The organism is Pseudomonas sp. PAMC25584 (genome assembly GCF_058135675.1).
In genome coordinates this window covers 3,992,867-4,014,340 of sequence record NZ_CM176870.1, presented here as the reverse complement: position 1 = coordinate 4,014,340, position 21,474 = coordinate 3,992,867, and the positions used below count along the sequence as shown (strand labels likewise).

Below are 21,474 nucleotides of genomic sequence, written 5' to 3'. Positions count from 1 at the left end.
GTCTGAAGGAATGCGGTCAACTGTTTGAGGCTTTAGTTTTTTGGTGAGGTTGGGGGCCTCATCGGGGGCAAGCCCCCTCCCACAGTGGATCGCATTTTTCAGACATAATGCGCTCAATGTGGGAGGGGGCTTGCCCCCGATAGCGGTCTACAGGACTACACCGCTTCCCGATAGGGATTACGCGGGTCCTGGGTCCAATTCAAGAACGGCTTGCCGGTGTCCACCGTCACCATCTCGATGCAATCGGCCACCGGGCAGGTGATTTGGCACAGGTTGCAGCCCACGCACTCATCATCGATCACCTCGTACTTATGCGTGCCGTCCGCCTGTTTCAAGCTGGCGATGGCCTGGTGCGACGTATCCTCACAGGCAATATGGCAACGCCCGCAGCCGATGCAGGCGGCCTGATCGATCTTGGCGATCACCTGGTAGTTGATATCCAGGTACTTCCAGTCCGTGGTATTGCCCACTGCGCGCCCGGAGAAATCCTGCAGGCTGGTGTAACCCTGACTGTCCATCCAGCGCGACAGGCCGTCCTTCATTTCTTCGACGATGCGAAAGCCATGCAGCATCGCCGCCGTACACACCTGCACAGCGCCGCAGCCGAGGGCGACGAATTCCGCCGCATCGCGCCAGTTGCCGATACCGCCAATGCCGCAGATCGGCAGGCCGTGGGTCTGCGGGTCGCGGGCGATTTCGGCGACCATGTTCAGCGCAATTGGCTTCACCGCTGAACCGCAGTAACCGCCGTGGGTGCTCTGGGTGCCGACCGTCGGCAGGGCGACCATGCGCTCCAGATCCACACTGGTGATGGAGTTGATGGTGTTGATCAGCGACACCGCATCCGCCCCGCCGCGATACGCCGCACGCGCCGCCAGCCGAATGTCGGTGATGTTCGGCGTGAGCTTGACGATCACCGGCAGCGAGCAGTACGTCTTGCACCAGCGCGTCACCTGTTCCACATACTCCGGCACCTGGCCCACCGCCGCGCCCATGCCGCGTTCCGGCATGCCATGGGGGCAGCCGAAGTTCAGCTCGATGCCGTCGCACCCGGTGGCTTCCACCAGGGGCAGGATATTTTTCCAGGATTCTTCGACGCACGGCACCATCAGCGACACGATCAACGCGCGGTCCGGCCAGTCCTTTTTGACCTGGGTGATTTCGCGCAGGTTGATCTCCAGGGAGCGGTCGGTGATCAGCTCGATATTGTTGATGCCCAGCACTTCGCGGTTAGCGCCATAGTGCGCCGAGTAACGCGACGACACGTTGACCGCCGCCGGGTCTTCGCCGAGGGTTTTCCAGACCACGCCGCCCCAGCCCGCTTCAAAGGCGCGGACCACGTTGTAGGCCTTGTCGGTGGGCGGCGCGGAGGCCAGCCAGAACGGGTTGGGGGCTTTGATACCGGCGAAGACAATCGAGAGATCGGCCATTACGCAGCCTCCACGTTGAGCATGAGTTGGGCGTGCATGGCTTCAGCGGCCAGCTTGCCGTGTTGCACCGCCTGGACGGTGAGGTCCTGGCCGAGGCTGACGCAATCACCGCCGGCATACACGCCGGGGATGCTGGTGCGCAGGTGCTCGTCGACGAAGATGCGCGCGCCGACCCGTTGCAGTTGCTGCGCCAGTGGGTCGTGCAGCGCGGCGTTGTCGAAGCCTTGGCCGATGGCCTTGAAGATCGCATCGGCGGCCAGTTCGAAGGTCTCGCCGGTGGGCTGCAGGCGCCCGTTGTCCATGTGTGTGCGGGCGAAACGCATGCCGCGCACGTGGCCTTCAGCGTCCAGCAGCACTTCTTCGGGCTGGGCCCAGGTCAGCAGGCGTACCTGATTGGCCTTGGCGATGTCCTGCTCATGGCCGGTGGCGCCCATGTCTGCCAGGCCCCGGCGGTACACCAGGTTCACGTCGCGGGCACCGAGGCGGGCCATTTGCACGGCCATGTCGATGGCGGTATTGCCGGCGCCGAGCACGATGCAGCGGTCGGCCAGCGGCAGTTGGCTCAGGTCGTCGGCCTGGCGCAGTTCGCGGATGTAATCGGTGGCGGCGAGCAGGCCGGGAGCGTCCTCATGGGGCAGGCCGAGTTGCTTGCTGGCGGCCAGGCCGAGGCCGAGGAATACCGCATCGAAGTGCTGGTGCAGTTCGCTCAAGGTCAGGTTGTCGCCCAGGCGCTGGCCGTGGCGGATTTCGATACCGCCGATCTGCAGGAGGAAATCCAGCTCCTGCTGCGCGAAATCATCCACCAGCTTGTACTTGGCGATCCCGTATTCATTCAGGCCACCGGCTTTTTCCCGGGCTTCGAAGATCACCACATCGTGACCGTGCAACGCGGCGCGATGGGCGCAGGCCAGGCCGGCCGGCCCGGCGCCTACCACCGCGATGCGTTTGCCGGTGGTGGTGGCACGCTGGAACGGGTGTTCGCTGAAGTGCGCGTTGTCGATGGCGTAGCGTTGCAACAGGCCGATCAGCACCGGGGCGCATTCTTCGGCGTTGTTACGCACGCAGGCTTGCTGGCACAGTATCTCGGTGGGGCAGACCCGGGCGCAGCTGCCGCCGAGGATGTTGGCCGAGAGAATCTTCTGCGCGGCGCCTTGCACGTTGTCGGTGTGGATGTTGCGGATGAACGACGGGATGTCGATTTCGCTGGGGCACGCGTTCACGCACGGCGCGTCGTAGCAATACAGGCAGCGCGAGGCTTCCAATTGCGCCTGGCGGGCGTTGAGGGGCGGCGCCAGGTCGGTGAAATGGCTGGCGAGGGTGGCGCCGTCTTCATGGGGATGGGGGAGGTGGGTCAGGGTCTGGATCACGGTGTGGGCCTCACGGTTTTTTTGGATTGCCTCTGGCGGGCATTTTTGTTGCCTGGGCTGGCCTCATCGGGGGCAAGCCCCCTCCCACAGTGATCGCATTGTGTCTGAAAGCATGCGGTCAATTGTGGGAGGGGGCTTGCCCCCGATAGCGCTCTCAGCGGTTCACAGCAACCGGCTTGGAGCGCTCAGCCCGCTTGCTCAACTGCTCGAACACCGCCGGGTACGCCGGCCGTTCCACATACCGCCCGGCACCGCGTTCGGCGCGCAGGTCGCCATCGGCCCAGACCAGCTTGCCCTGGCTGATGGTGTGGCTCGGCACGCCGCGCACGGTCTTGCCTTCGAAGATGTTGAAGTCGACGTTCTGGTGGTGGGTCTTGGCGGAAATCGTGCGCGTGCCCTCGGGGTCCCACAGCACCAGGTCGGCATCGGCACCGACGCGGATTGCGCCTTTGCGTGGGTAGAGGTTGAAGATCTTCGCGGTGTTGGTGGAGGTCAGCGCGACGAATTGCTGCATCGACAGGCGCCCAGTGTTGACCCCTTCGTCCCACAACAACGCCATGCGGTCTTCGATACCGGCGGTGCCGTTGGGGATCTTGCTGAAGTCGTCACGCCCGGCAGCTTTTTGCTCGGCGCAGAAGCAGCAGTGGTCGGTGGCGGTGGTGTGCAGGTTGCCCGATTGCAGGCCATGCCACAGCGCCTCTTGATGCCCGCGCGGGCGGAATGGCGGGCTCATCACATAGCCAGCGGCGGTCTGCCAGTCGGGGTGACGGTAGACGCTGTCGTCCAGCAGCAGGTGCCCGGCGAGCACTTCGCCGTACACCGCCTGGCCCTTGCCGCGAGCGTAGGTGATTTCATCCAGCGCCTCTTTGGTCGAGACGTGTACCAAGTACAGCGGCGTGCCGATGGTCTCGGCGATACGGATCGCACGGCTCGCCGCTTCACCTTCGACCTGGGACGGACGCGACAGCGGGTGCGCTTCCGGCCCGGTGATGCCCTGGGCCATCAGCTTGCGTTGCAGGTGATACACCAGCTCGCCGTTTTCTGCGTGCACGGTGGGCACCGCGCCCAGCTCCAGGCAGCGCTCGAAGCTGGCCACCAACGTATCGTCGGCCGCCATGATCGCGTTCTTGTAGGCCATGAAATGCTTGAAGCTGTTGATGCCGTGGTGGCTGACCAGCTCGGCCATTTCCTCGCGCACCTGCTCGCTCCACCAGGTGATCGCGACGTGAAAGCCATAGTCGGCCGCCGACTTTTCCGCCCAGCTGCGCCATTGGTGAAAGGCTTCGAGCAAGGATTGCTGCGGGTTGGGAATCACAAAGTCGATGATCGAGGTGGTGCCCCCCGCCAGACCCGCCGCCGTGCCGCTGAAAAAATCCTCACTGGCCACGGTGCCCATGAAGGGCAGTTGCATATGGGTGTGCGGATCGATGCCGCCGGGCATCAAGTATTGGCCGCTGCCATCGAGTACTTCGGTGCCAGCGGGAATGTCCAGGTCCGTGCCAATCGCGCGAATTAGACCGTCTGCGCATAAAACATCGGCGCGGTAACTTTCATCGTGGGTAATGATGGTGGCGCCACGGATCAACAGCGACATGTCGAGTTCCTCACAAGGCTTGACCGGCTTGTGCCAGTTCTAAGTGTTGTAGTTCTTTCCAGTGCAGGCTTGGTAAAACCTGTCATGGGTGACAGGAATAGAAACTAGCCGGTGTTTTTAGAATGAGCAAGAAGATTTTTCCTGCGTCTATTTGTATATTAACTAGTTGAATTTAAACGATAAAAAATAAAGATCACCAAAATGTAGCGAGCGCTCACCATTTTGACGCACTTGACAGGTTTACAATATGAGTAACATTTCTTATTGCAAATCAGGCGCTTGAGACTTGCCACTTGACGGCGGTGGCAAATAAAAATAATTGTGTTGCACCAGATTGAGTCCTGAATGTTCGGCCAACTTTCGCGTTATCCAGCCTGCGTCACGCGGCAAGTACCGCAGGATTAATCGGCGTTTGAAATAAAGCTGATAAACATCAGCGAGTTATATACGCGGTGCGGGGTCGGGTTGGGTTGTCGGCACGGTTATTGAGTGCAGTGGCGGCTGGCCGGACCCGTGATGTCATGTTGTTTACGAGGTACTCCGGCCACCTGCACCGACCTTGCAGGTGAGCAACAATAATTCGAAAAAAACCGTGGAGCGGCCATGCAACAGAACAGATCGCAAGTTATTGAACGCAACGGCCTGTACGAACTCGACGCCGGCCCCGACGTCCTCGACAGCCCTCGCTACAACCACGACATGGCACCGACCAAGGTGCATGAACGTACCTGGAACAAGTGGCACATCACCGCGCTGTGGGTCGGCATGTCGATCTGCGTGCCCACCTACACGTTGGGCGGGGTGCTCACCGCGTACTTCGGTTTGTCGGTGGGCGAGGCGCTGATGGCGATCCTCCTGGCCAATATCGTGGTGTTGATCCCGCTGACCCTCAACGCCTTCCCCGGCACCAAATACGGCATCCCGTTCCCGGTGTTGCTGCGTTCTTCATTCGGCATTCTCGGCTCCAACGTGCCGTGTCTGATCCGGGCGCTGGTGGCGTGTGGCTGGTTTGGTATCCAGACGATGTTCGGCGGGTTGGCGATTCACCTGTTTCTGGGCTCGATTTTCGAGGGTTGGAAGGCCTTGGGCGGCACCGGTGAAGTGATCGGCTTCATGATCTTCTGGACCCTGAACCTCTGGGTGGTGCTGCGGGGCGCCGAGTCGATCAAGCGCCTGGAAACCTTGTCGGCACCGCTGCTGGTGGCGGTGGGCATTGGCCTGCTGGTGTGGGCGATGCCGAACGTGTCCCTCAGCGAGTTGATGGCGATCCCGCCCAAACGCCCCGAAGGTGCGAGCCTGACCGGTTACTTCATGGCCGGCCTGACCGCGATGGTGGGCTTCTGGGCTACCTTGTCGCTGAACATTCCCGACTTCAGCCGCTACGCTAAGAGCCAGAAGGACCAGATCCTCGGGCAGATTTTCGGCCTGCCGTTGACCATGTTCCTGTTCGCCGCCCTCGGCGTGATCATGACTGCGGCGTCGGTGAAACTGGTGGGCGTCAGCGTGTCCGACCCGGTGACGCTGATCGGGCATATTCAAAGCCCGGTGTGGGTCGCCGTGGCCATGGCGTTGATCATCGTCGCCACCTTGTCGACCAATACTGCGGCGAACATCGTGTCGCCCACCAACGACTTCCAGAACATCGCGCCCAAGCTGATCAACCGCACCACGGCGGTGATTCTCACCGGGTTGGTGGGGTTGGTGTTGATGGGGCACGAGTTGCTGAAAAAACTCGGGCTGATCGTTTCCGACGTGAGCCTGGAAACCGTGTATTCCAACTGGTTGCTCGGTTATTCAAGCCTGCTGGGACCGATCGCCGGGATCATGGTGGTGGACTATTTCATTACGCGTAAACAGCAATTGGACCTGGCCGGTTTGTACCGTGATGACGTGTACCCGGCGTGGAACTGGAAAGGCTTTCTTGCGTTTGGCGTGCCGGTGGTGCTGACGCTGTTGTCGTTGGGCAGCGATGCGTTCAGTTGGTTCTACAGCTATGGCTGGTTTACCGGTTCGGCGTTGGGCGGCGTGTTGTATTACGGCCTGAATGCCGGGCGCGGGGTCAGCCCGGTCGCCGTTAAATCTTCGTTGTAAACCCGCTCAAGGTGGGAGCTGGCTCCCACCATTGACCGAGTCAATCCATAAGAAATGTAGCCTGAGGAGATCCCCATGAACGCTGCCCTGGACGTTCTGCAATCGACCCATCAGCACATCAACCGCGACCGTTTGTGGCAGTCGCTGATGGACCTGGCCAAACTCGGCGCCACCCCGAAGGGCGGCGTGTGCCGCCTGGCCCTCACCGACCTAGACCGCCAGGCCCGCGACCTGTTCGTGCAATGGTGCGAAGAGGCCGGATGCAGCGTGACCGTCGACGGTATTGGCAACATCTTCGCCCGCCGGCCGGGGCGCAATCCCGACCTGCCACCGGTGATGACCGGCAGCCATATCGACACCCAGCCCACCGGTGGCAAGTTCGATGGGTGCTTCGGGGTGTTGGCCGGTGTGGAAGTGCTGCGCACCCTCAACGACCTCAAGCTGCAAACCGAGGCGCCGCTGGAAGTGGTGGTGTGGACCAACGAAGAGGGCTCGCGCTTCCCGCCGTGCATGATGGGCTCGGGGGTGTTTGCCGAGAAATTCAGCCTGGCTGATACCCTCGCCAAGGTCGATGCGGCTGGCGTCAGCGTAGGCGATGCGCTGAATGCGATTGGCTACGCGGGGACGCGGGCGGAGAGTGGGCATAAAGTCGGCGCTTATTTCGAAGCGCATATCGAGCAGGGGCCGATTCTGGAAGACCAGAAAAAAACCATCGGCGTGGTGCTTGGTGCCCTCGGGCAAAAGTGGTTCGACTTGACACTGCGCGGCGTTGAAGCCCACGCGGGGCCGACGCCGATGCACCTGCGCAAGGACGCCCTGGTCGGCGCGGCCGCAGTGGTCACGGCGGTGAATGCGGCGGCGTTGGGGCATCAGCCGCATGCGTGTGGCACTGTCGGTTGCTTGCAGGCTTATCCGGGCTCACGCAACGTTATCCCGGGTGAAGTGCGCATGACCCTGGACTTCCGTCACCTGGAACCGGCGCGATTGGATTCGATGATTGCCCAGGTGCGCCAGGTGATCGACGAAACCTGCGCCAAACATGGGTTGAGTTTTGAAATGGAACCCACCGCCGACTTCCCGCCGCTGTATTTCGACAAAGGCTGTGTGGACGCTGTGCGCGATGCTGCGAATGGGTTGGGGTTGTCGAACATGGACATCGTCAGCGGGGCAGGGCACGACGCGATCTTCGTCGCCGAACTCGGCCCGGCGGGGATGATCTTCGTGCCGTGCGAAGGTGGCATCAGCCACAACGAAATCGAAAACGCCGCACCGGATGACCTGGCGGCGGGGTGTGCGGTGTTGTTGCGGGCAATGGTGGCTGCCTCGGCAGCCATCGCCAGCGGTAAGTTGGCTGCCTGAAATGCGCTAAAAACTGTGGGAGGGGGCTTGCTCCCGATGGCGGTGGGTCAGTTACAGATAAGCTGGCTGAACCACTGCTATCGGGGGCAAGCCCCCTCCCACATGGGTTTTGCGGTGTTCATACATTGTGTGTCTGGCGCAGGATCAGTGTGGGAGCAAGCCCCTCCCACAGTTGAACTGTGTCTATACCCAAATGGCATCCCACAACGGGTAGTCGCCAATCCGGCGAACCAATCCCGCTCGCAATGGGTTGGCCACCACAGACCGGGCCATTTTCACCAGGTCGTCTTCCTGGCGCAGCGCCCGGTCATGGAAACTTTCCTGCCAAAGCCGCCCCTTGCGTCCGCTTGCGCCATTAACGGTCCTGGTGCTTTTGGACTTCACCTGGCACATCAAGTCCGCCAGCGAGCCTTTTTTCAGTTCGAGCAGCCAATGGAAATGGTCCGGCATGATCACCCATCCCAGGGAGTTAGCCAGCCCTTGGTACTGAGCTAATCGAAACTGCCAGACCACCAAGCGACCGAGATGGAAATTCTTGAATATCGGGATGCGTTCGTGGGTGTTGGTGGTGATGAGGTAGATACGGTTCGGTTCGCTGAATCGACCGATGCGCAGGCGGTGTGAAGCGGGTAAGTCAGGCATTCCTTGGCCTCTTTCTGGGTGTGTTTTGAGAGGTTAGATAGAGGGGCTTGGGATTGATGGACATGCTTTTGGCAGGATGTGTCTGAAAGAGCGCAATCGGGAGCAAGCCCCCTCCCACATGGGTTCTGCGGTGTTCATACATGGTGTGTCTGGTGCAGGGTCAGTGTGGGGGTGGGCTTGAACCCTCCCACATGGGTTCTGCGGTGTTCATACATGGTGTGTCTGGTGCAGGGTCAGTGTGGGGGTGGGCTTGAACCCTCCCACATGGGTTCTGCGGTGTTCATACATGGTGTGTCTGGTGCAGGGTCAGTGTGGGAGGGGGCTTGCTCCCGATGAGGCCGGAACTGACGCCACCGCTATTGCGGCCGAACCTGCGCGCCTTCCCGCATCCGGCAAATTCCCAGCGCCATACCGCGCTGCGGCCCATCGACATTCGAAGGCTAGATGTGCGGCGATGGAGTTGATCGATTCCAGATCCTGGGTGGCATTGACCAGCAGCGTTTCGGTGTCAAGGTCGGGCCGGAGGCCTGAATATGCGATGGATCAGTCGGTGATGTTTGGCTGATCTACCGCCATCACAGGCAAACCAGCCCCCACCTTCGAGCCGGTTTGCACAAACAAGTCTCAGGCGCCAGGTTGCCAGCCGCCGCCAAGCGCGGTGACCAGCCCCACACTCGCCTGCAACTGCCGCGTCTGCACCGTCTGCAAGGTCATTTGCGCCTGCAACGTCGCGGTCTGCGCGGTCACCACATCCAGATAACTCACCGCGCCGGCCTGGTAGCTGTTCATCGCCAACGCTTGCGTGTGCTGCGCCGCATCTGCCGCCGCTTGTTCATCCTGCGCCTCCTGCTGCAAATCCCTTAGCTGCGCCAGGTTGTCTTCCACCTCGCGCACGGCCTTCAATACCTGGCTGCGGTACTGCGCCGAGGCTTGTTCAAACTCGGCTTTGGCCTGGCGTTCGTTGGCACTCAAGCGACCCCCATCGAAGATCGGCAAATTCATCAGCGGCCCCAGCGCCCAATACCGATTGCCTGCCGAGAGTAAATTCCCTACGCCTTGGGTCTGTCCGCCAATCAATCCGGTCAGACTGAAATCCGGGTACCACGCGGCCTTGGCCACGCCGATATTCGCGTTGGCCGCAAACACTCGGCGCTCCGCTGCCGCAATATCCGGACGACGTTGCAGCAGGTGGCTTGGCAGTTGCGACGGAATCCCTGGCAGGGCGATCAGTTGTTGGCTTGCCGGTAGCGTGAAGTCGCTGGCCGCCACGCCGACCAGTTCGCCTATGGCATGTTCGGTGAGGTTGCGTTGCCCACGCACTTCATCCAGTTGCGCCTTGGCTTGGGCGAGCTGGTTTTGCGCGCGGGTCAGGTCCAGTTCCGACGCTATCTGGCCCTCGTAGCGGCTGCGGGTCAGTTGCAGGGCCTGGCTGAAATCCTCCAGCGAGTTGTTGAGAATCCGACTTTGCGCATCCAGCCCATTGAGCTGTACATACAAGGTCGCCAACTGATGCTGCAAGCTCAAACGCGCCACCGCCAAATCGTCGCCCGACGCTTGCGCCTGCGCATCACCCGCCGCCACCTGGTTGCGGATTTTGCCCCACAGGTCCAAGTCGTAGCTCAACGAAAACCCCGCAGTGTTGCTGTTGTACACCGACGGCTGCGTTGTGCCGCGCAGCGGTCGCGAGTCCGATTGGCGCTGACGCAGCGGTTGTGCGCTGGCAGTGATTTGCGGGAACAGCCCGGCATGCAGTTGGCTGGCATACGCCTGGGACGCATCGAAGTGCGCCAGCGCTGCCGCCAGGTCCGGGTTGGCCTTGAGCAATTGCTGTTGCAACTGATCCAGGCGCGGCTCGTGGTAGAGCGCCCACCACTGCGGCGCCAGTTGGTCGGACGGCTGCGCGCTGTGCCAGGGGCCGTCGCTGGTCTGTTCGCGGTAGTTGGCCGGCAGTTTGATCGCCGGCACGTTGTAGGTCGGCGTCAGCGAGCAACCTTGTAAAGCCAGCAGCATCACGGCAGCAAGCGGTTTAAGCCTTGGGCGCATGGGCACCTCCGGAGGCGTCGGCCAGTTGCACGGGGTCGCCTTCGCGCAGGGCGTCGGGCGGGTTGTCGACCACGCGGTCGGCGGGTTTCAGGCCCTGGTCGATCACCAGGCGTTCGCCCAGATCCAGGCCGATATGGATGGCCTGCAGGTGCACGTGGTTTTGCGCATCCAACACCGCGACCTGGGTGCCTTGGGCGCGGAAGATCAGCGCGCTGGCCGGGATGCTCACGCCATGGGTGTCCGCCGGGATCGGCAGGGTGGCTTCGGCGTAATCGCCGGGCAGCAATTCGCCGTTGGGGTTGTCGGCGACAAACTGCGCGAGCAGGGTGCCGGAGCGGCGGTCGATGGCGGTGGAGTCGCCGATCAGGTGCGCCTTGAAGTGCTCGCCGGGGTGCTCGGGAACGGTCAGCTCGGCTTCAAGCCCTGGGTGGATGACGGCCGCATAGTTCTGCGGCACCGGCACGTAGAGGCGCAGTTGGTGGGTGTCGGCGATGCTGAACAGCTCCGGGTCGCTGTCGGTGTCGGCCTTGATCAACTGGCCGATGTCGGTGTTACGCGCGGTGATGGTGCCGGCGAACGGTGCGCGCAGGGTCTTGTAGCTTTCCAGCGCGGATAACCGTGCGTAGTCAGCGGCGGCCGCTTCGGCGTTGGCTTTGGCCGCTGCGGCGTTGGAGGTTTTTTCATCGGCCTCCTGGCGCGACACCGAATGGCTGGCCAGCAGGTTTTGCCAACGCGTCGCGGTGGTGGCGGCCAGCCGCGCATTGGCCTGTTGCTGCAACAGCCGCGCATGGGTTTGCGCCAGTTGTTGATCGAGATCGGGGCTGTCGATTTCGGCGAGGATTTGCCCGGCTTTGACCTGGCTGCCGATGTCGACTTTCCAGTCCTTCAAGTAGCCGCTGACCCGCGCATGGATCGGCGCTTTGCTCCAGGCTTCAAGGTGAGCGGGCAGGCGCAGGGTGTCGCCGGCCACGTTCTGTTGCGGCTCAAACACCATCACCTGCGGCACGGCGGCGGTTTCGGTCCAGGCCGTGACGGATCGTTCGTGCATTGTGCGGGCGTACAGGCCGTTGGCGACCAGCAGGGCGGCCAGGGTCAGGCCGCCGACACCCATGAGCATCAGACGCTTGCGCGAGGGTTTGTGATCAGACGACATGGGGCGTTTCTCCAACAGTTGCGCGAGTAGGCTGACGACCGTGGACCAGGCTGAAGACCACGGGAACAAATAACAGGGTGGCGACGGTGGCGAGGATCAAACCACCGATTACGGCGCGGCCCAGCGGCGCGTTCTGCTCCTCGGACAAGGCCAGCGGCAGCATGCCGATGATCATCGCCAGGGCGGTCATGCACACCGGACGGAAGCGCGTGTAACCGGCTTCCAGCGCGGCCTTGAGCGCATCGCCATGTTCGGCCAGGCGTTCGCGGCAGAAGCTCACCACCAGGATCGAGTTGGCTGTGGCCACGCCCATGCACAGGATGGCGCCGGTCAACGCGGGCACCGACAATGACGTGCCGCTGAGGAACAGCATCCACACGATCCCCGCCAGCGCCGCCGGCAATGCGGTGATGATCACGAACGGGTCGACCCACGACTGGAAGTTGACCACGATCAGCAGGTAGATCAGCACCACCGCACCGAGCAGGCCGACGCTCAAACCGCTGAAGGCTTCATGCAGCGCATCGATCTGCCCATGCAGGCTGATCACTGAGCCCTTGGGGCGCATGGACGCGGTATCGTCCAGCACCTTTTGCACGTCACGCGCGACGCCGCCGAGGTCGCGGCCTTGCACGTTGGCGTAGAGGTCCAGGGTCGGTTCGATGTTGTAGTGGGTCACCACCGCCGGGCTTTGCACGCGGGAGATGCTGGCCACGCCGCCGAGGATTTGCGACTGGCCATCGGCACCGGTCACGGGCAGCGCTTCCAGCGCCGGCAAGCTGTCGAGGCGGTATTGCGGGGTGGCGGCGACGATGGAATAGGACACGCCGTTGGCCGGGTTGAGCCAGAAGGTCGGCGCCGTTTGCGAGCTGCCCGCGAGGGACGCGACCATGCTGTTGGTCACATCGCGCTCGGTGATGCCCAGGCCGTTGGCGCGCAGGCGGTCGACATTCACTTGCAGCGACGGGTAGCCGGTGGACTGCTGGATGCGCAGGTCGGCGATGCCCGGTACGTGTTGCAGGCGGCGTTCGAGTTCCACGGCGTAAGCACGGTTTTCTGCATCGCTGCGTCCGGAGATTTTCACGTCCAGTGGCGCCGGCGTGCCGAAGTTGAGGATTTGGCTGCTGATGTCCGCCGGCAGGAACGCGAAGTGGCTGCCGGGGAAACTTTGCGGCAGTGCTTCACGCAGTTTTTTCACGTAATCGGCAGTCGGCGCGTGGTGCTGTTTCAGGCTGACCTGGATATCGCCGTCCTGCGGGCCGATGGTGCCACTGCTGCTGTAGGCCATGTCGATGCCGCTCAGCGGAATGCCGATGTTGTCGACGATGGTGTCGAGTTCTGCGGCCGGGATCACTTCGCGTATCCGCGCCTCGATCCGGTCGAACGCGGCCGCGCTTTCTTCGATCCGTGTACCCAACGGCAACCGCACATGCAGCGCCAGCGCGCCGGCGTCGGTGGCCGGGAAGAAGTCCTGGCCAAGGCTGGGCAGCAGCAGAAACGAGGCGAGCACGCAGGCCAAAAAGCCGACGATGAAGCGCTTGCGATTGCCCAGGGCCAACGTCAGCAGGCCATGGTAGGTGTCGCGGATATTCGAGAAGTGCCGCTCGAAACCCTGCTGGAAATTCAGCACCGACTGCAGCACGGCGTTGCGTGGCTTGGTGTGCTGCTCGCCTTCGTGATGGTTGATGAATGCATCTTCCGGGTGATGGCCGGTGCCGGGTTCCGGCGTGTGCGGTTTGAGCAGGTACATCGCCAATGTCGGCACCAGGGTGCGCGAGAGGATGAACGAGCTGGCCATGGCAAAGATCACCGCCAGGGCCATCGGTCGGAACAGGTACCCGGCAATGCCTTGCAGCAAAAACATCGGCACGAACACGATGCAGATGCACAGCAGCGAGACGAACGCCGGGCCGACGATCTGCGCGGCGCCGTCGAGGATCGCGGTCTTCACCGCCTTGCCCTGTTCCAAGTGCCAGTTGATGTTTTCGATGGTCACCGTGGCGTCGTCCACCAGAATCCCCACCGCCAACGCCAGCCCGCCGAGGGTCATCACGTTGAGTGTCTGCCCGCTGACCGCCAGCAGCGCGATGGCCGCGAGCACCGCCAGGGGAATCGAGACGGCGATGATCAGCGTCGAGCGCCAACTGCCGAGGAACAGCAGGATCATCGCGCTGGTCAGCAGCGCGGCGATGATGCCTTCCTGGGCCACGCTGCCCACCGATTGTTTGACGAACACCGACGCGTCGCCCAGCAGTGAGGTCTTCAGCGACGGTGGCAGGGTTTCGTTGATGCGCGGCAGCATCTGGCGGATGCCGTCGATGATCGACAGGGTGGAGATACTGCCGTTTTTCAGCGCCGGCATCAGCACAGCGCGATGGCCGTCGACGCGCACGATGTTGGTCTGCGGCGGCGAACCGTCACGCACGTGGGCCACCTGGCCGATGGTGATCAAGGCGCCGTCGACGGTCTTGATCGGCAGGTCGTTGAGTTCATCGATGGCCTTGGGGCTGTTGTTGAGCAGGATCGTGTATTCGTTGGGGCCGAGCTTGGCGGTGCCGACCGGGATGATCTGGTTCTGCAACGCCAGCGCATTGCCCACGTCCTGGGCCGACAAGCCTTTGGCGGCCAGCGCCTGCGGGTCGAGGTCGAGGGTGATCTGGCGCTGCTTGCCGCCCATAGGCGTGGGCATGGCCAGGCCGGGCAGGGCGCTGAGGGGCAGGCGGATATTGTTTTGCACCAGATCGCGGATCTTGGCTTCCGACAGTGTCGGGCTGGAGAACGCCATTTGCAGGATCGGCACCGTCGAGGCGCTGTAGTTGAGGATCAGCGGCGGGGTGATGCCGGGGGGCATTTGCTTGAGCACGGTTTGTGACACCGCCGTCACTTGCGCGTTGGCAGTGCGGATGTCGACGCCGGGCTGGAAGAAAATCTTGACGATGCCCATGCCCGGCAGGGATTGCGATTCGATGTGTTCGATGTCGTTGACGGTGGTGCTCAGGGAGCGTTCATAGGTGTAGATCACCCGCCCGGCCATGGCGTCCGGCGACAGGCCGTTGTACTGCCAGACCACTGCAACGACGGGGATGCCGATATCGGGGAACACATCGGTGGGGGTGCGCAGGGCCGCCATTGGCCCGATGATGCAGATGAATATGGCCAACACGATAAACGTGTACGGCTTGTGCAGTGCGGTCTTTACCAGCCCGAGCATGCGTGAACCTCCGAGGGAGCAGGATTGCAAACCCCGGCAGTCTTGCCCGACCCACCTAACACGCACCTTTCAGCCAGGTGAAGGAAGATTTAGGTATGGGCTGAAGATCGTTTCATGTGTATTCATTTGTTCTACAAGGGGCGCCTCTCCAAGCTTGTGACCCATCGGATGCGATGCGTCTTTTAACTGAAATCCTTTGGAGCCCTGCCATGTCACTGAAACCTTTATTGCTGATCCCCGCCTTGAGCGCTGTGTTGTTACTGTCGGCCTGCGCCGGCCCGATGCCCAAAGCCGACCCCAGCGAAGCCTGGATCGGATTGAAAGAAGAAGCGCCGAATGACCTGATGGCCGAGCGCGTCGATGGCAAGCGCGTGGACGACGGGCGCTTTTTTGAAGTGCCGCCGGGCGACCATCGTTTGGATGTGACGTTATTCGAAGAGGAGCCAGGCGACGACAACCAGCAGGACTGCCAGGGCCGCGTGGAGTACAAGGACTTCAAGGCGGGTGAGCACTACACCCTGGTGGAATCCAGCCTGGGCAGCACCGTGCGCGCATCGCTCATGGATGGTCACGGCAAGGAAGTCGCGGCAACGCAGGACTTCAATTGCATGCCTGGCTAGGCGTGATGAACCGCCGCATTGTGCAGCTTGGCGGATGCAGCCGGTTTGACGTGGGGGTGATGGTGCCGACGGGTAATGCGCAACACCCCCCACAACATGGCGCCGGCGACCGCCAGCCAACCGCAGAACAACAGGAAAATCGTCGTTGCAAGGCTCATTCTGGCCTCCTTTCGCCCAGTAGGGGGCACACACAGTCTTCTCAATGGACAGTCTAGTCAGTCGACGGTTGCCTGCTATTGACCAATGGTCGTGTCGATCCAACTTCTTTGCTCTATCCCGGGCGTTTTACTGCGGCTCAAGGCTATACCCGGGCTGAAGAGCGTCCTATGATCAGGGCCCTTACCGGCAGTTGATCAAGAGAGTAAAAAATTGCGGTTACGGTCGAACGTTACAACCTCCTTGCTGCTGGCCTGCGCCCTCGGGCTCGCGGCCTGTTCCGGGCACCCGTCGAAGCTGCCGGGCTTGCCGGAGCGCGTCGAACTCAATGGTGTGCCGACGTTTCGCAGCGACGCCTATCAAAGCGGCCCTACGGCGTTAGCCAGCATGCTGTCGCAACAAGGCATTGTCATGACACCGGGTTTACTGGATAAGCCGCTGCACTTGCCGGGCGGCGAGGCGAACCTTGAGCGCAACATGCAGGTGCTGGTGCGTGAATACGGGCTGATGGTGTATCCGCTCGACGCCAAGCTCACGTCGGTGTTGGCGCAGGTGTCCGCGGGGTACCCGGTGATGGCGCGGATCAGCGGGCGGTTTTGGTCTGAGCCGCGCTACGTGGTGGTGGTAGGGTTTAACCAGCGCAAAAGCACGGTGTTGTTGAGTTCGGGCATGGACCGGCGACTGTTGATGGGCTTCAGTGATTTCGAGTCCGCCTGGAAAGGCGCCGGTCACTGGGCCATCGTCACCCAGCGCCCGAGCCAGTTGCCGGCCAATGTGGATGCGCAGCGCTGGCGCGACGCGGCCAATGCCACCGCGCAGGCCGGGCAAGAGCAGGCCGCGGCGCAGGCGCTCAAGGTGCTGGCCGAAAGAAAGTAAAACACACCGCGCCCGCCACGCTGGGGCGCGGTGTGGTTTTGCACTACACCACGGCGCCGAACATCGCCCCCACGGCGGCCGTAATGCCCATGGCCAGCACGCCCCACAGGGTCACGCGCCAAGCGCCGACGATGACTTTCGCCCCGCCGGCCCTGGCCGCCACGGCGCCAAGACTGGCAAGAAACAGCAGGGACGTGCCGGATATCCACGGCACAACGCTGTGCGCCGGTGCGATGACCGTCACCGCCAGCGGCAACGCGGCACCGACCACGAAACTCGCCGCCGAGGCCAGCGCCGCTTGCAGCGGTTTGGCGGTGAGGGCTTCGCTGATGCCCAACTCGTCCCGTGCGTGTGCGCCCAAGGCGTCGTGTGCCATCAATTGATCGGCGACCTGATGGGCCAATTCGGGTGATACGCCACGGTGCATGTAGATGTGCGCAAGTTCGCTGTGTTCGGCTTTGGGGTTGCTGGCCAGTTCTGCCCGTTCCCGTGCCAGGTCGGCCTGTTCGGTATCGGCCTGGGAATGCACGGAAACGTATTCACCGGCCGCCATGGACATCGCACCCGCCACCAGGCCGGCCATACCGGTGACGATCAGCGAGGCGTGGCTGGCGTTGGCGGCGGCTACGCCGATCAACAGGCTGGCGGTGGAGACGATGCCGTCATTGGCCCCCAGGACTGCGGCGCGCAGCCAGCCGATACGGTCACTGCGGTGGGATTCGGTGTGCCGGTGCATGAATTTCATGGGGGTGCGGGACTCACGTGTGTGGGCTGGTTAGGGGCGGACGGCTTTCAATCTGCGCTTGCAGAATGCCGCCGACAATCGATATTTCTTTGAGTTGTTCACCCTCGCGCAGCACGAACAGCGCGTCCATCCCGCGTGCCTGCGCCAGGCGTGGGCCTTCGATTTCGCCCAGCACCATCAACGCCGTGGCCCAGGCGTCGGCGAGCATGCATGAGGCCGCCACCACGGTGACGGACGCGATCGTATTGCACAACGGAGCGCCGGTGGCCGGGTTCATGGTGTGGGCATAGTGGCGGCCCTTCACGTCAATCCAGTGTCGATAGTCGCCGGAGGTGGCGATGGCCGCGTCGCTGAGCTCCATGACCCCCATCACTTCACGCTGGCCACGGCTCGGTTTTTCAATGGCCACGACCCACGGTTGAGCATCCGGCTTGGCGCCTCGGGCACGCATTTCGCCATCGATGCCGACCAGGTAGCGCGTGAGCCCGAAGCTGTCCAGACAGCGCGCCAGTTCGTCGACGCCAAAGCCTTTGGCGATACCGTTGAGGTTGAGGTGCAGCGGCGCGCGTTTGCGCACTTGGTGGCGCTGGGCGTCCACCGTCAACGCTGCATTGGCCGAGAGACCGCCGCGTGGCGGCAGGGTGTCGATGGTCTGTTCGGTGACTGATTGTGCGCCCGGACCGAAACCCCAGGCGTCCACCAGATCACCCACGCCGATATCAAAAGCCCCGCCGGATTGCTGGCTGACCCGCAGCGCGGCGGCCAACACAGTGGCCAGTTCTTTGGGCACCGCCAGCCATGTCTGCTCGGGGCCCGCGTTGAGGCGATTGAGGTCGGAATCGGCTTTCCAGGTGGACATTTGCTGGTCCACCCGACCCACGGCCTGAGCCAGGCTGCGGTTGATCGCTGCGGTGTCGATGGCAGCTTGGGCATAGAACACGGCGCTGTAGCGCGTGCCCATGGTCTCGCCGTTCAGGCTGTAGCGTTGCATCTCAGTAGACGTCTTCACGGTAGCGTCCTTGTGCTTTCAGGGCCAGCACGCTCAGGTGGAGCGGGGCTAACACGTTATCCAGCGCTTGCATCACGCCTTTGGCCATCTCGCGGCTGCCGCACACCAGCACTTGGGCGCCGTTTTCGATCAGGGCGCGCAACGCCAGGGCGTCGCTGATCAGGCGGTCTTGCACGTAGCTGCGGTCCTGAACCTGGGAAAACGCCGCGCGCAATGCGGTCAGGCGGTGGTCGGCGAGGTAACGGTTGAGCTCCGGCTCATAGAGAAAGTCCGAGGCCGGGTTGCGTCCGCCCCAATACAGGTGCATTGGGTGTTTGGCGGTGTTGTGGCGAATAAAACCGGCCAAGGGCCCGATACCGGTGCCGGCACCAATCAGAATCACCGGGTGCGTGCCTGAAGCCGGGCGAAATTGTGGATTGGGCTGGATGAACGCTTCGACAGACGCGCCGATCTCCAGGTCATGCAGGAACCCCGAGCATAGGCCACCTTCGTGTTTGCGCACGCAGATTTCCAGCACACCGTCTTCAGCGCGGCTGGCCAGCGAGTAAAAGCGCGGCACCGGGTTGTCCGGCGGGAAAATGCCGACCAGGTCACCGGCCTGGAAGCTCGGTAGTTCGCCAGCTGTCTTGAAGCGCAGGATATGGGTCGGTGCGTTCACGGCTTCGCCGTAGACGATGCGCTCGGTCAACTCAAGTTGACGAGTGCGCGGCCGCTGCGCCGTGTGGATCAGCGGCAGGTCGTGGCCCAATGGCGTAGCCAACGCGTCGCCCCAGCGCGCAAATTCCTGCGAGGATTGCCGGTTCACGGTTTCCAGCCCCAGCAATGGCGAGCCGCCGGCCTGCACCATCGCGTCCTGCACCTGATGGGCGTACTGACAGAATCGGGGAAACTGCCGGTCGCCAAATCCGAGTACCGCAAAGGACAGGCCGGGTTTGAGGCCCACTTGCTTGAGGCGCTCCAGGAACTGTGTGGCCGACGCGGGTGCATCGCCGTCGCCGTGGGTGGCGGTGAGGATGAACAGGCGCTGAGCGTCACGGTACGTGCCTTTCCATTCATTCATCGCGGCACTGTGAACCCGGTGCCCGGCCTGGTGCAGCGCCGCGTGCAAGGTATTGGCAAAGCCCCAGGTGCTGTTGTTTTCACTGCCCACCAGAATCACGCTGTCGGCTGAGTGGGCGGGGCTGTTATGGCGAATCTTCGGCGCGGCTTTGCGTCGCCGCCACCACAGCACAATACCGGTCACGCTCATCAACGGCACGCTGAGGGCGCAAAGCCCGAGGGGCAAGCCCAGCCACCAGAGGCCCTCACCGGTGTGCAGTTGATAGATCAATTGATAAAGGTTGTGCATTGAGTCGTGGGCCTGATACGACAACAGCGCGCCGCTGACCGGGTCCACGTAACCGTCGCCCTGGGCTGTGCGCAGGGAAAACACGTCCTCGGGGTTGCCGGGGCTTGGGTAAACCAATTCGCGCAGGTCATTCAAATCGGTGGCCTGCAAGGCTTGCAGGTTGGCCACCGGCTGCGCCGCCCCGACGCTGATATGCGCGGGGAAGGCCGGTTCAGCCTGACTGCCGTCGGCGATCAGGCCAAACGTCGTGGCGCACATGTACAGCCCAGTCAAGGCCGACAGCAGCAGCCCGAGCACGGCCAGGCGCCCGACTTCGGCGTGCCAGCGCTGGCTGAACGAGCCGCGCAGCGGCCGCAACAGGTTGCGCAGGCCGCCCAGGCGGCGCGCCAGCAATAGCGCGCCGGACACGGAAAGCAGCAACATGACGAATGCGCCGACGCCCGCGATCCCATGCCCCGTTGTGCCCATGAACAGCGAGCGGTGCAGGTCTTTTACCCAGCGCGACACGGCAGACGGCTCATAGGGGCCGAGGCCCTGGCCGGTGAGTGGGTCGATGGTTTGCGCACCGGCCTGGCCGTCCTGGTTGTAGTAGATGATCACGGTTCCGGAGGCGCTGCGCTGGATCTGCTCCACCCCCGGGAAGTGGTTGGCGATGTTCCCCGCCAACTGGCCGACAGTGAGCTGCCCGGCTGCGGTTGACGTGTTGTGCAGGCGTTCCAAAGCCGGATTGACGGACAGTACTGCGCCGCTGATGGCCAATATCATGACCAGCAGGGCGGCGATCAGACCGGGCAGTGAGTGGAACTGGCGAAGCATGTTTAGCCTCCAGAAGTCGCAGGTGCTACAGGTCGTAGGTAAAGGACTCGACATAGCCGTTGCCGCTGACCGGCTTGCCCGCCCCGCCCGATGTCAGCGGGACACTGACGTCGGCGCGGCTGTCGCGCTTGTCTTCCACGGCGCTGTCGATACGGATCTGATACCCAGCATCGATCAAGGTGTCGGCCAGTTCCACGCTGACGGTGAGGCTGCGGCCGCTGCCGACACTGGCGCCGCTGAGGCCGTCAAACTCGCTCGGGTTCATGGCGCTGCCACGTGCCCAGTCGCTCAGGTGCCGGTAGTACTTGGCCTTCTTGCCGGCGACCCAAAGGGTTTTCTGGTACTGGCCGTTGGCGTCGGTGACGTAAATCGCCAGGTACGCGCCGTTGCCGCTGTAGTCCTTGAGCTGGGTGGTCAGGGTCACTTCGCGGGCCTGGGCCAGCCCCGGCAGGGCAATGGCACCGGCGAGGCAAGTTGCAGCAATGATTTTTTTCATGAGGATGTCCTGGTTGAACGTTGTGGCGAGAGCCTGGACCTGCTGGCTGACAGCAACCTGAAAGCCTTGCAAAGACGCGACGATCATTCAGATCCAGGACGGTTGAGGTAATCCCGGGCGTCGCCGTTGGCGCCGAAATGGATTTCCAGTTTGCGCAGGCGAAGCGAGGCTGGTGCGTAGCTGGCTTCGATTGCATTGCCCTTGCGGTCGGCGCCCTTGAGCTCGTAGCAGCCGTCGTCGACCTTGATGCGCTGCACGCTCCAGCCGTATTGCTGCTCCACTTGCTGGCGCAGGGTTTCGCGTGGTTGCCAGTCGCTGACCGGCTCGCTGCAGTCTTCATCGGCCAAGGCGTACCCGCTGAGCAGGACGCTGAGCAATGTGGTGCTGACAATAAAAGCTGATTTCATGATCTGTCTCCGGCCGGATTGGCATTTGCGGCTTACCCTAAAGGTCATTCCTGACAACTGGCTGAATCTTCAGATTCGCGTCAGGAAAGGTGGGTAAGGTGCTCCACGACA

At 62.6% G+C, this 21,474-nt stretch carries 17 protein-coding genes and 1 pseudogene; 4 read left to right on the top strand and 14 right to left on the bottom strand.

Translation table 11 applies throughout. The features are described 5' to 3' along the window. Positions 1–155: 155 nt before the first annotated feature. From preA to hydA, 3 genes are all read right to left on the bottom strand, one after another. Positions 156–1,430, bottom strand: a complete 1,275-nt coding sequence (gene preA / locus ACS5Q8_RS18550; RefSeq protein ID WP_465159308.1) for an NAD-dependent dihydropyrimidine dehydrogenase subunit PreA — start codon at positions 1,428–1,430, stop codon at positions 156–158. Further along, positions 1,430–2,797 carry an NAD(P)-dependent oxidoreductase gene (locus tag ACS5Q8_RS18545; protein ID WP_465159307.1) on the bottom strand — a complete coding sequence of 456 codons (1,368 nt, stop codon included), beginning with the start codon at positions 2,795–2,797 and terminating at the stop codon, positions 1,430–1,432. Before ACS5Q8_RS18545 ends, preA begins: the two co-directional genes overlap by 1 nt. 154 nt (positions 2,798–2,951) lie before the next feature. After that, the gene (hydA, locus tag ACS5Q8_RS18540; protein WP_247404992.1) at positions 2,952–4,391 is read right to left on the bottom strand and encodes a dihydropyrimidinase; all 1,440 of its coding nucleotides are present in this window, start codon (positions 4,389–4,391) and stop codon (positions 2,952–2,954) included. A gap of 603 nt (positions 4,392–4,994) precedes the next feature. Between hydA and ACS5Q8_RS18535 the strand changes: the two genes are divergently transcribed. Together ACS5Q8_RS18535 and ACS5Q8_RS18530 are read left to right on the top strand one after the other, a co-directional pair. Further along, positions 4,995–6,482: an NCS1 family nucleobase:cation symporter-1 gene (locus ACS5Q8_RS18535; RefSeq protein ID WP_276193681.1), complete on the top strand. Its 1,488-nt coding sequence runs from the start codon at positions 4,995–4,997 to the stop codon at positions 6,480–6,482. 75 nt (positions 6,483–6,557) lie between these two features. Continuing rightward, entirely contained in the window at positions 6,558–7,841 is a 1,284-nt protein-coding gene (locus ACS5Q8_RS18530) for a Zn-dependent hydrolase (RefSeq protein ID WP_465159306.1), read from the top strand. A gap of 183 nt (positions 7,842–8,024) precedes the next feature. On the opposite strand, the gene ACS5Q8_RS18525 is transcribed toward ACS5Q8_RS18530, so the two are convergent. The 5 genes and pseudogenes from ACS5Q8_RS18525 to ACS5Q8_RS18505 all read right to left on the bottom strand — a co-directional run bounded on the left by ACS5Q8_RS18525 (position 8,025) and on the right by ACS5Q8_RS18505 (position 14,890). Then, a complete protein-coding gene (locus ACS5Q8_RS18525; protein ID WP_465159305.1) occupies positions 8,025–8,483 on the bottom strand; it encodes an REP-associated tyrosine transposase in 459 nt (152 codons plus the stop codon). Between the two features lie 356 nt (positions 8,484–8,839). Then, positions 8,840–9,023 (bottom strand): annotated as a pseudogene (locus tag ACS5Q8_RS18520) (DUF6124 family protein). A gap of 84 nt (positions 9,024–9,107) precedes the next feature. Next, positions 9,108–10,526 carry an efflux transporter outer membrane subunit gene (locus ACS5Q8_RS18515; protein WP_247405002.1) on the bottom strand — a complete coding sequence of 473 codons (1,419 nt, stop codon included), beginning with the start codon at positions 10,524–10,526 and terminating at the stop codon, positions 9,108–9,110. Then, positions 10,510–11,679, bottom strand: a complete 1,170-nt coding sequence (locus tag ACS5Q8_RS18510; protein WP_465159304.1) for an efflux RND transporter periplasmic adaptor subunit — start codon at positions 11,677–11,679, stop codon at positions 10,510–10,512. Before ACS5Q8_RS18510 ends, ACS5Q8_RS18515 begins: the two co-directional genes overlap by 17 nt. Continuing rightward, entirely contained in the window at positions 11,669–14,890 is a 3,222-nt protein-coding gene (locus ACS5Q8_RS18505) for an efflux RND transporter permease subunit (protein ID WP_465159303.1), read from the bottom strand. Before ACS5Q8_RS18505 ends, ACS5Q8_RS18510 begins: the two co-directional genes overlap by 11 nt. Positions 14,891–15,099: 209 nt before the next feature. Here ACS5Q8_RS18505 and ACS5Q8_RS18500 point away from each other — a divergent pair, with 209 nt between their 5' ends. Then, complete coding sequence (locus ACS5Q8_RS18500; protein ID WP_276193675.1) at positions 15,100–15,510, top strand: PA0061/PA0062 family lipoprotein; 411 nt, start codon at positions 15,100–15,102, stop codon at positions 15,508–15,510. Here the strand turns inward: ACS5Q8_RS18500 and ACS5Q8_RS18495 are convergent. Further along, positions 15,507–15,668: a hypothetical protein gene (locus ACS5Q8_RS18495; protein ID WP_276193674.1), complete on the bottom strand. Its 162-nt coding sequence runs from the start codon at positions 15,666–15,668 to the stop codon at positions 15,507–15,509. The two genes, ACS5Q8_RS18500 and ACS5Q8_RS18495, sit on opposite strands and share 4 nt — an antisense overlap. Before the next feature lie 211 nt (positions 15,669–15,879). Between ACS5Q8_RS18495 and ACS5Q8_RS18490 the strand changes: the two genes are divergently transcribed. Beyond that, on the top strand, positions 15,880–16,542 hold the full coding sequence (locus ACS5Q8_RS18490; RefSeq protein ID WP_426102104.1) for a peptidase C39 family protein: 663 nt from the start codon (positions 15,880–15,882) through the stop codon (positions 16,540–16,542). Between the two features lie 43 nt (positions 16,543–16,585). Here ACS5Q8_RS18490 and ACS5Q8_RS18485 read toward each other — a convergent pair whose 3' ends face one another. The 5 genes from ACS5Q8_RS18485 to ACS5Q8_RS18465 form a co-directional block, all read right to left on the bottom strand. Further along, positions 16,586–17,287, bottom strand: coding sequence for a VIT1/CCC1 transporter family protein (locus tag ACS5Q8_RS18485; protein WP_276193672.1), 702 nt, complete (start codon positions 17,285–17,287; stop codon positions 16,586–16,588). Positions 17,288–17,300: 13 nt separating this feature from the next. Then, positions 17,301–18,296: an FAD:protein FMN transferase gene (locus ACS5Q8_RS18480; RefSeq protein ID WP_426102108.1), complete on the bottom strand. Its 996-nt coding sequence runs from the start codon at positions 18,294–18,296 to the stop codon at positions 17,301–17,303. Next, positions 18,280–20,460: a PepSY domain-containing protein gene (locus ACS5Q8_RS18475; RefSeq protein WP_465159302.1), complete on the bottom strand. Its 2,181-nt coding sequence runs from the start codon at positions 20,458–20,460 to the stop codon at positions 18,280–18,282. Before ACS5Q8_RS18475 ends, ACS5Q8_RS18480 begins: the two co-directional genes overlap by 17 nt. Before the next feature lie 25 nt (positions 20,461–20,485). Next, a complete protein-coding gene (locus tag ACS5Q8_RS18470) occupies positions 20,486–20,956 on the bottom strand; it encodes a DUF2271 domain-containing protein (protein ID WP_276197960.1) in 471 nt (156 codons plus the stop codon). 83 nt (positions 20,957–21,039) lie between these two features. Continuing rightward, a complete protein-coding gene (locus ACS5Q8_RS18465) occupies positions 21,040–21,363 on the bottom strand; it encodes a PepSY domain-containing protein (RefSeq protein WP_276193669.1) in 324 nt (107 codons plus the stop codon). Positions 21,364–21,474: the final 111 nt, after the last annotated feature.

Excerpts from the sequence above, each read along its gene's own strand:
- preA (WP_465159308.1), bottom strand. The coding sequence starts at position 1,430 with ATGGCCGATCTCTCGATTGTCTTCGCCGGTATCAAAGCCCCCAACCCG.
- hydA (WP_247404992.1), bottom strand. The coding sequence starts at position 4,391 with ATGTCGCTGTTGATCCGTGGCGCCACCATCATTACCCACGATGAAAGT.
- ACS5Q8_RS18535 (WP_276193681.1), top strand. The coding sequence starts at position 4,995 with ATGCAACAGAACAGATCGCAAGTTATTGAACGCAACGGCCTGTACGAA.
- ACS5Q8_RS18530 (WP_465159306.1), top strand. The coding sequence starts at position 6,558 with ATGAACGCTGCCCTGGACGTTCTGCAATCGACCCATCAGCACATCAAC.
- ACS5Q8_RS18525 (WP_465159305.1), bottom strand. The coding sequence starts at position 8,483 with ATGCCTGACTTACCCGCTTCACACCGCCTGCGCATCGGTCGATTCAGC.
- ACS5Q8_RS18515 (WP_247405002.1), bottom strand. The coding sequence starts at position 10,526 with ATGCGCCCAAGGCTTAAACCGCTTGCTGCCGTGATGCTGCTGGCTTTA.
- ACS5Q8_RS18510 (WP_465159304.1), bottom strand. The coding sequence starts at position 11,679 with ATGTCGTCTGATCACAAACCCTCGCGCAAGCGTCTGATGCTCATGGGT.
- ACS5Q8_RS18505 (WP_465159303.1), bottom strand. The coding sequence starts at position 14,890 with ATGCTCGGGCTGGTAAAGACCGCACTGCACAAGCCGTACACGTTTATC.
- ACS5Q8_RS18500 (WP_276193675.1), top strand. The coding sequence starts at position 15,100 with ATGTCACTGAAACCTTTATTGCTGATCCCCGCCTTGAGCGCTGTGTTG.
- ACS5Q8_RS18495 (WP_276193674.1), bottom strand. The coding sequence starts at position 15,668 with ATGAGCCTTGCAACGACGATTTTCCTGTTGTTCTGCGGTTGGCTGGCG.
- ACS5Q8_RS18485 (WP_276193672.1), bottom strand. The coding sequence starts at position 17,287 with ATGAAATTCATGCACCGGCACACCGAATCCCACCGCAGTGACCGTATC.
- ACS5Q8_RS18475 (WP_465159302.1), bottom strand. The coding sequence starts at position 20,460 with ATGCTTCGCCAGTTCCACTCACTGCCCGGTCTGATCGCCGCCCTGCTG.
- ACS5Q8_RS18470 (WP_276197960.1), bottom strand. The coding sequence starts at position 20,956 with ATGAAAAAAATCATTGCTGCAACTTGCCTCGCCGGTGCCATTGCCCTG.
- ACS5Q8_RS18465 (WP_276193669.1), bottom strand. The coding sequence starts at position 21,363 with ATGAAATCAGCTTTTATTGTCAGCACCACATTGCTCAGCGTCCTGCTC.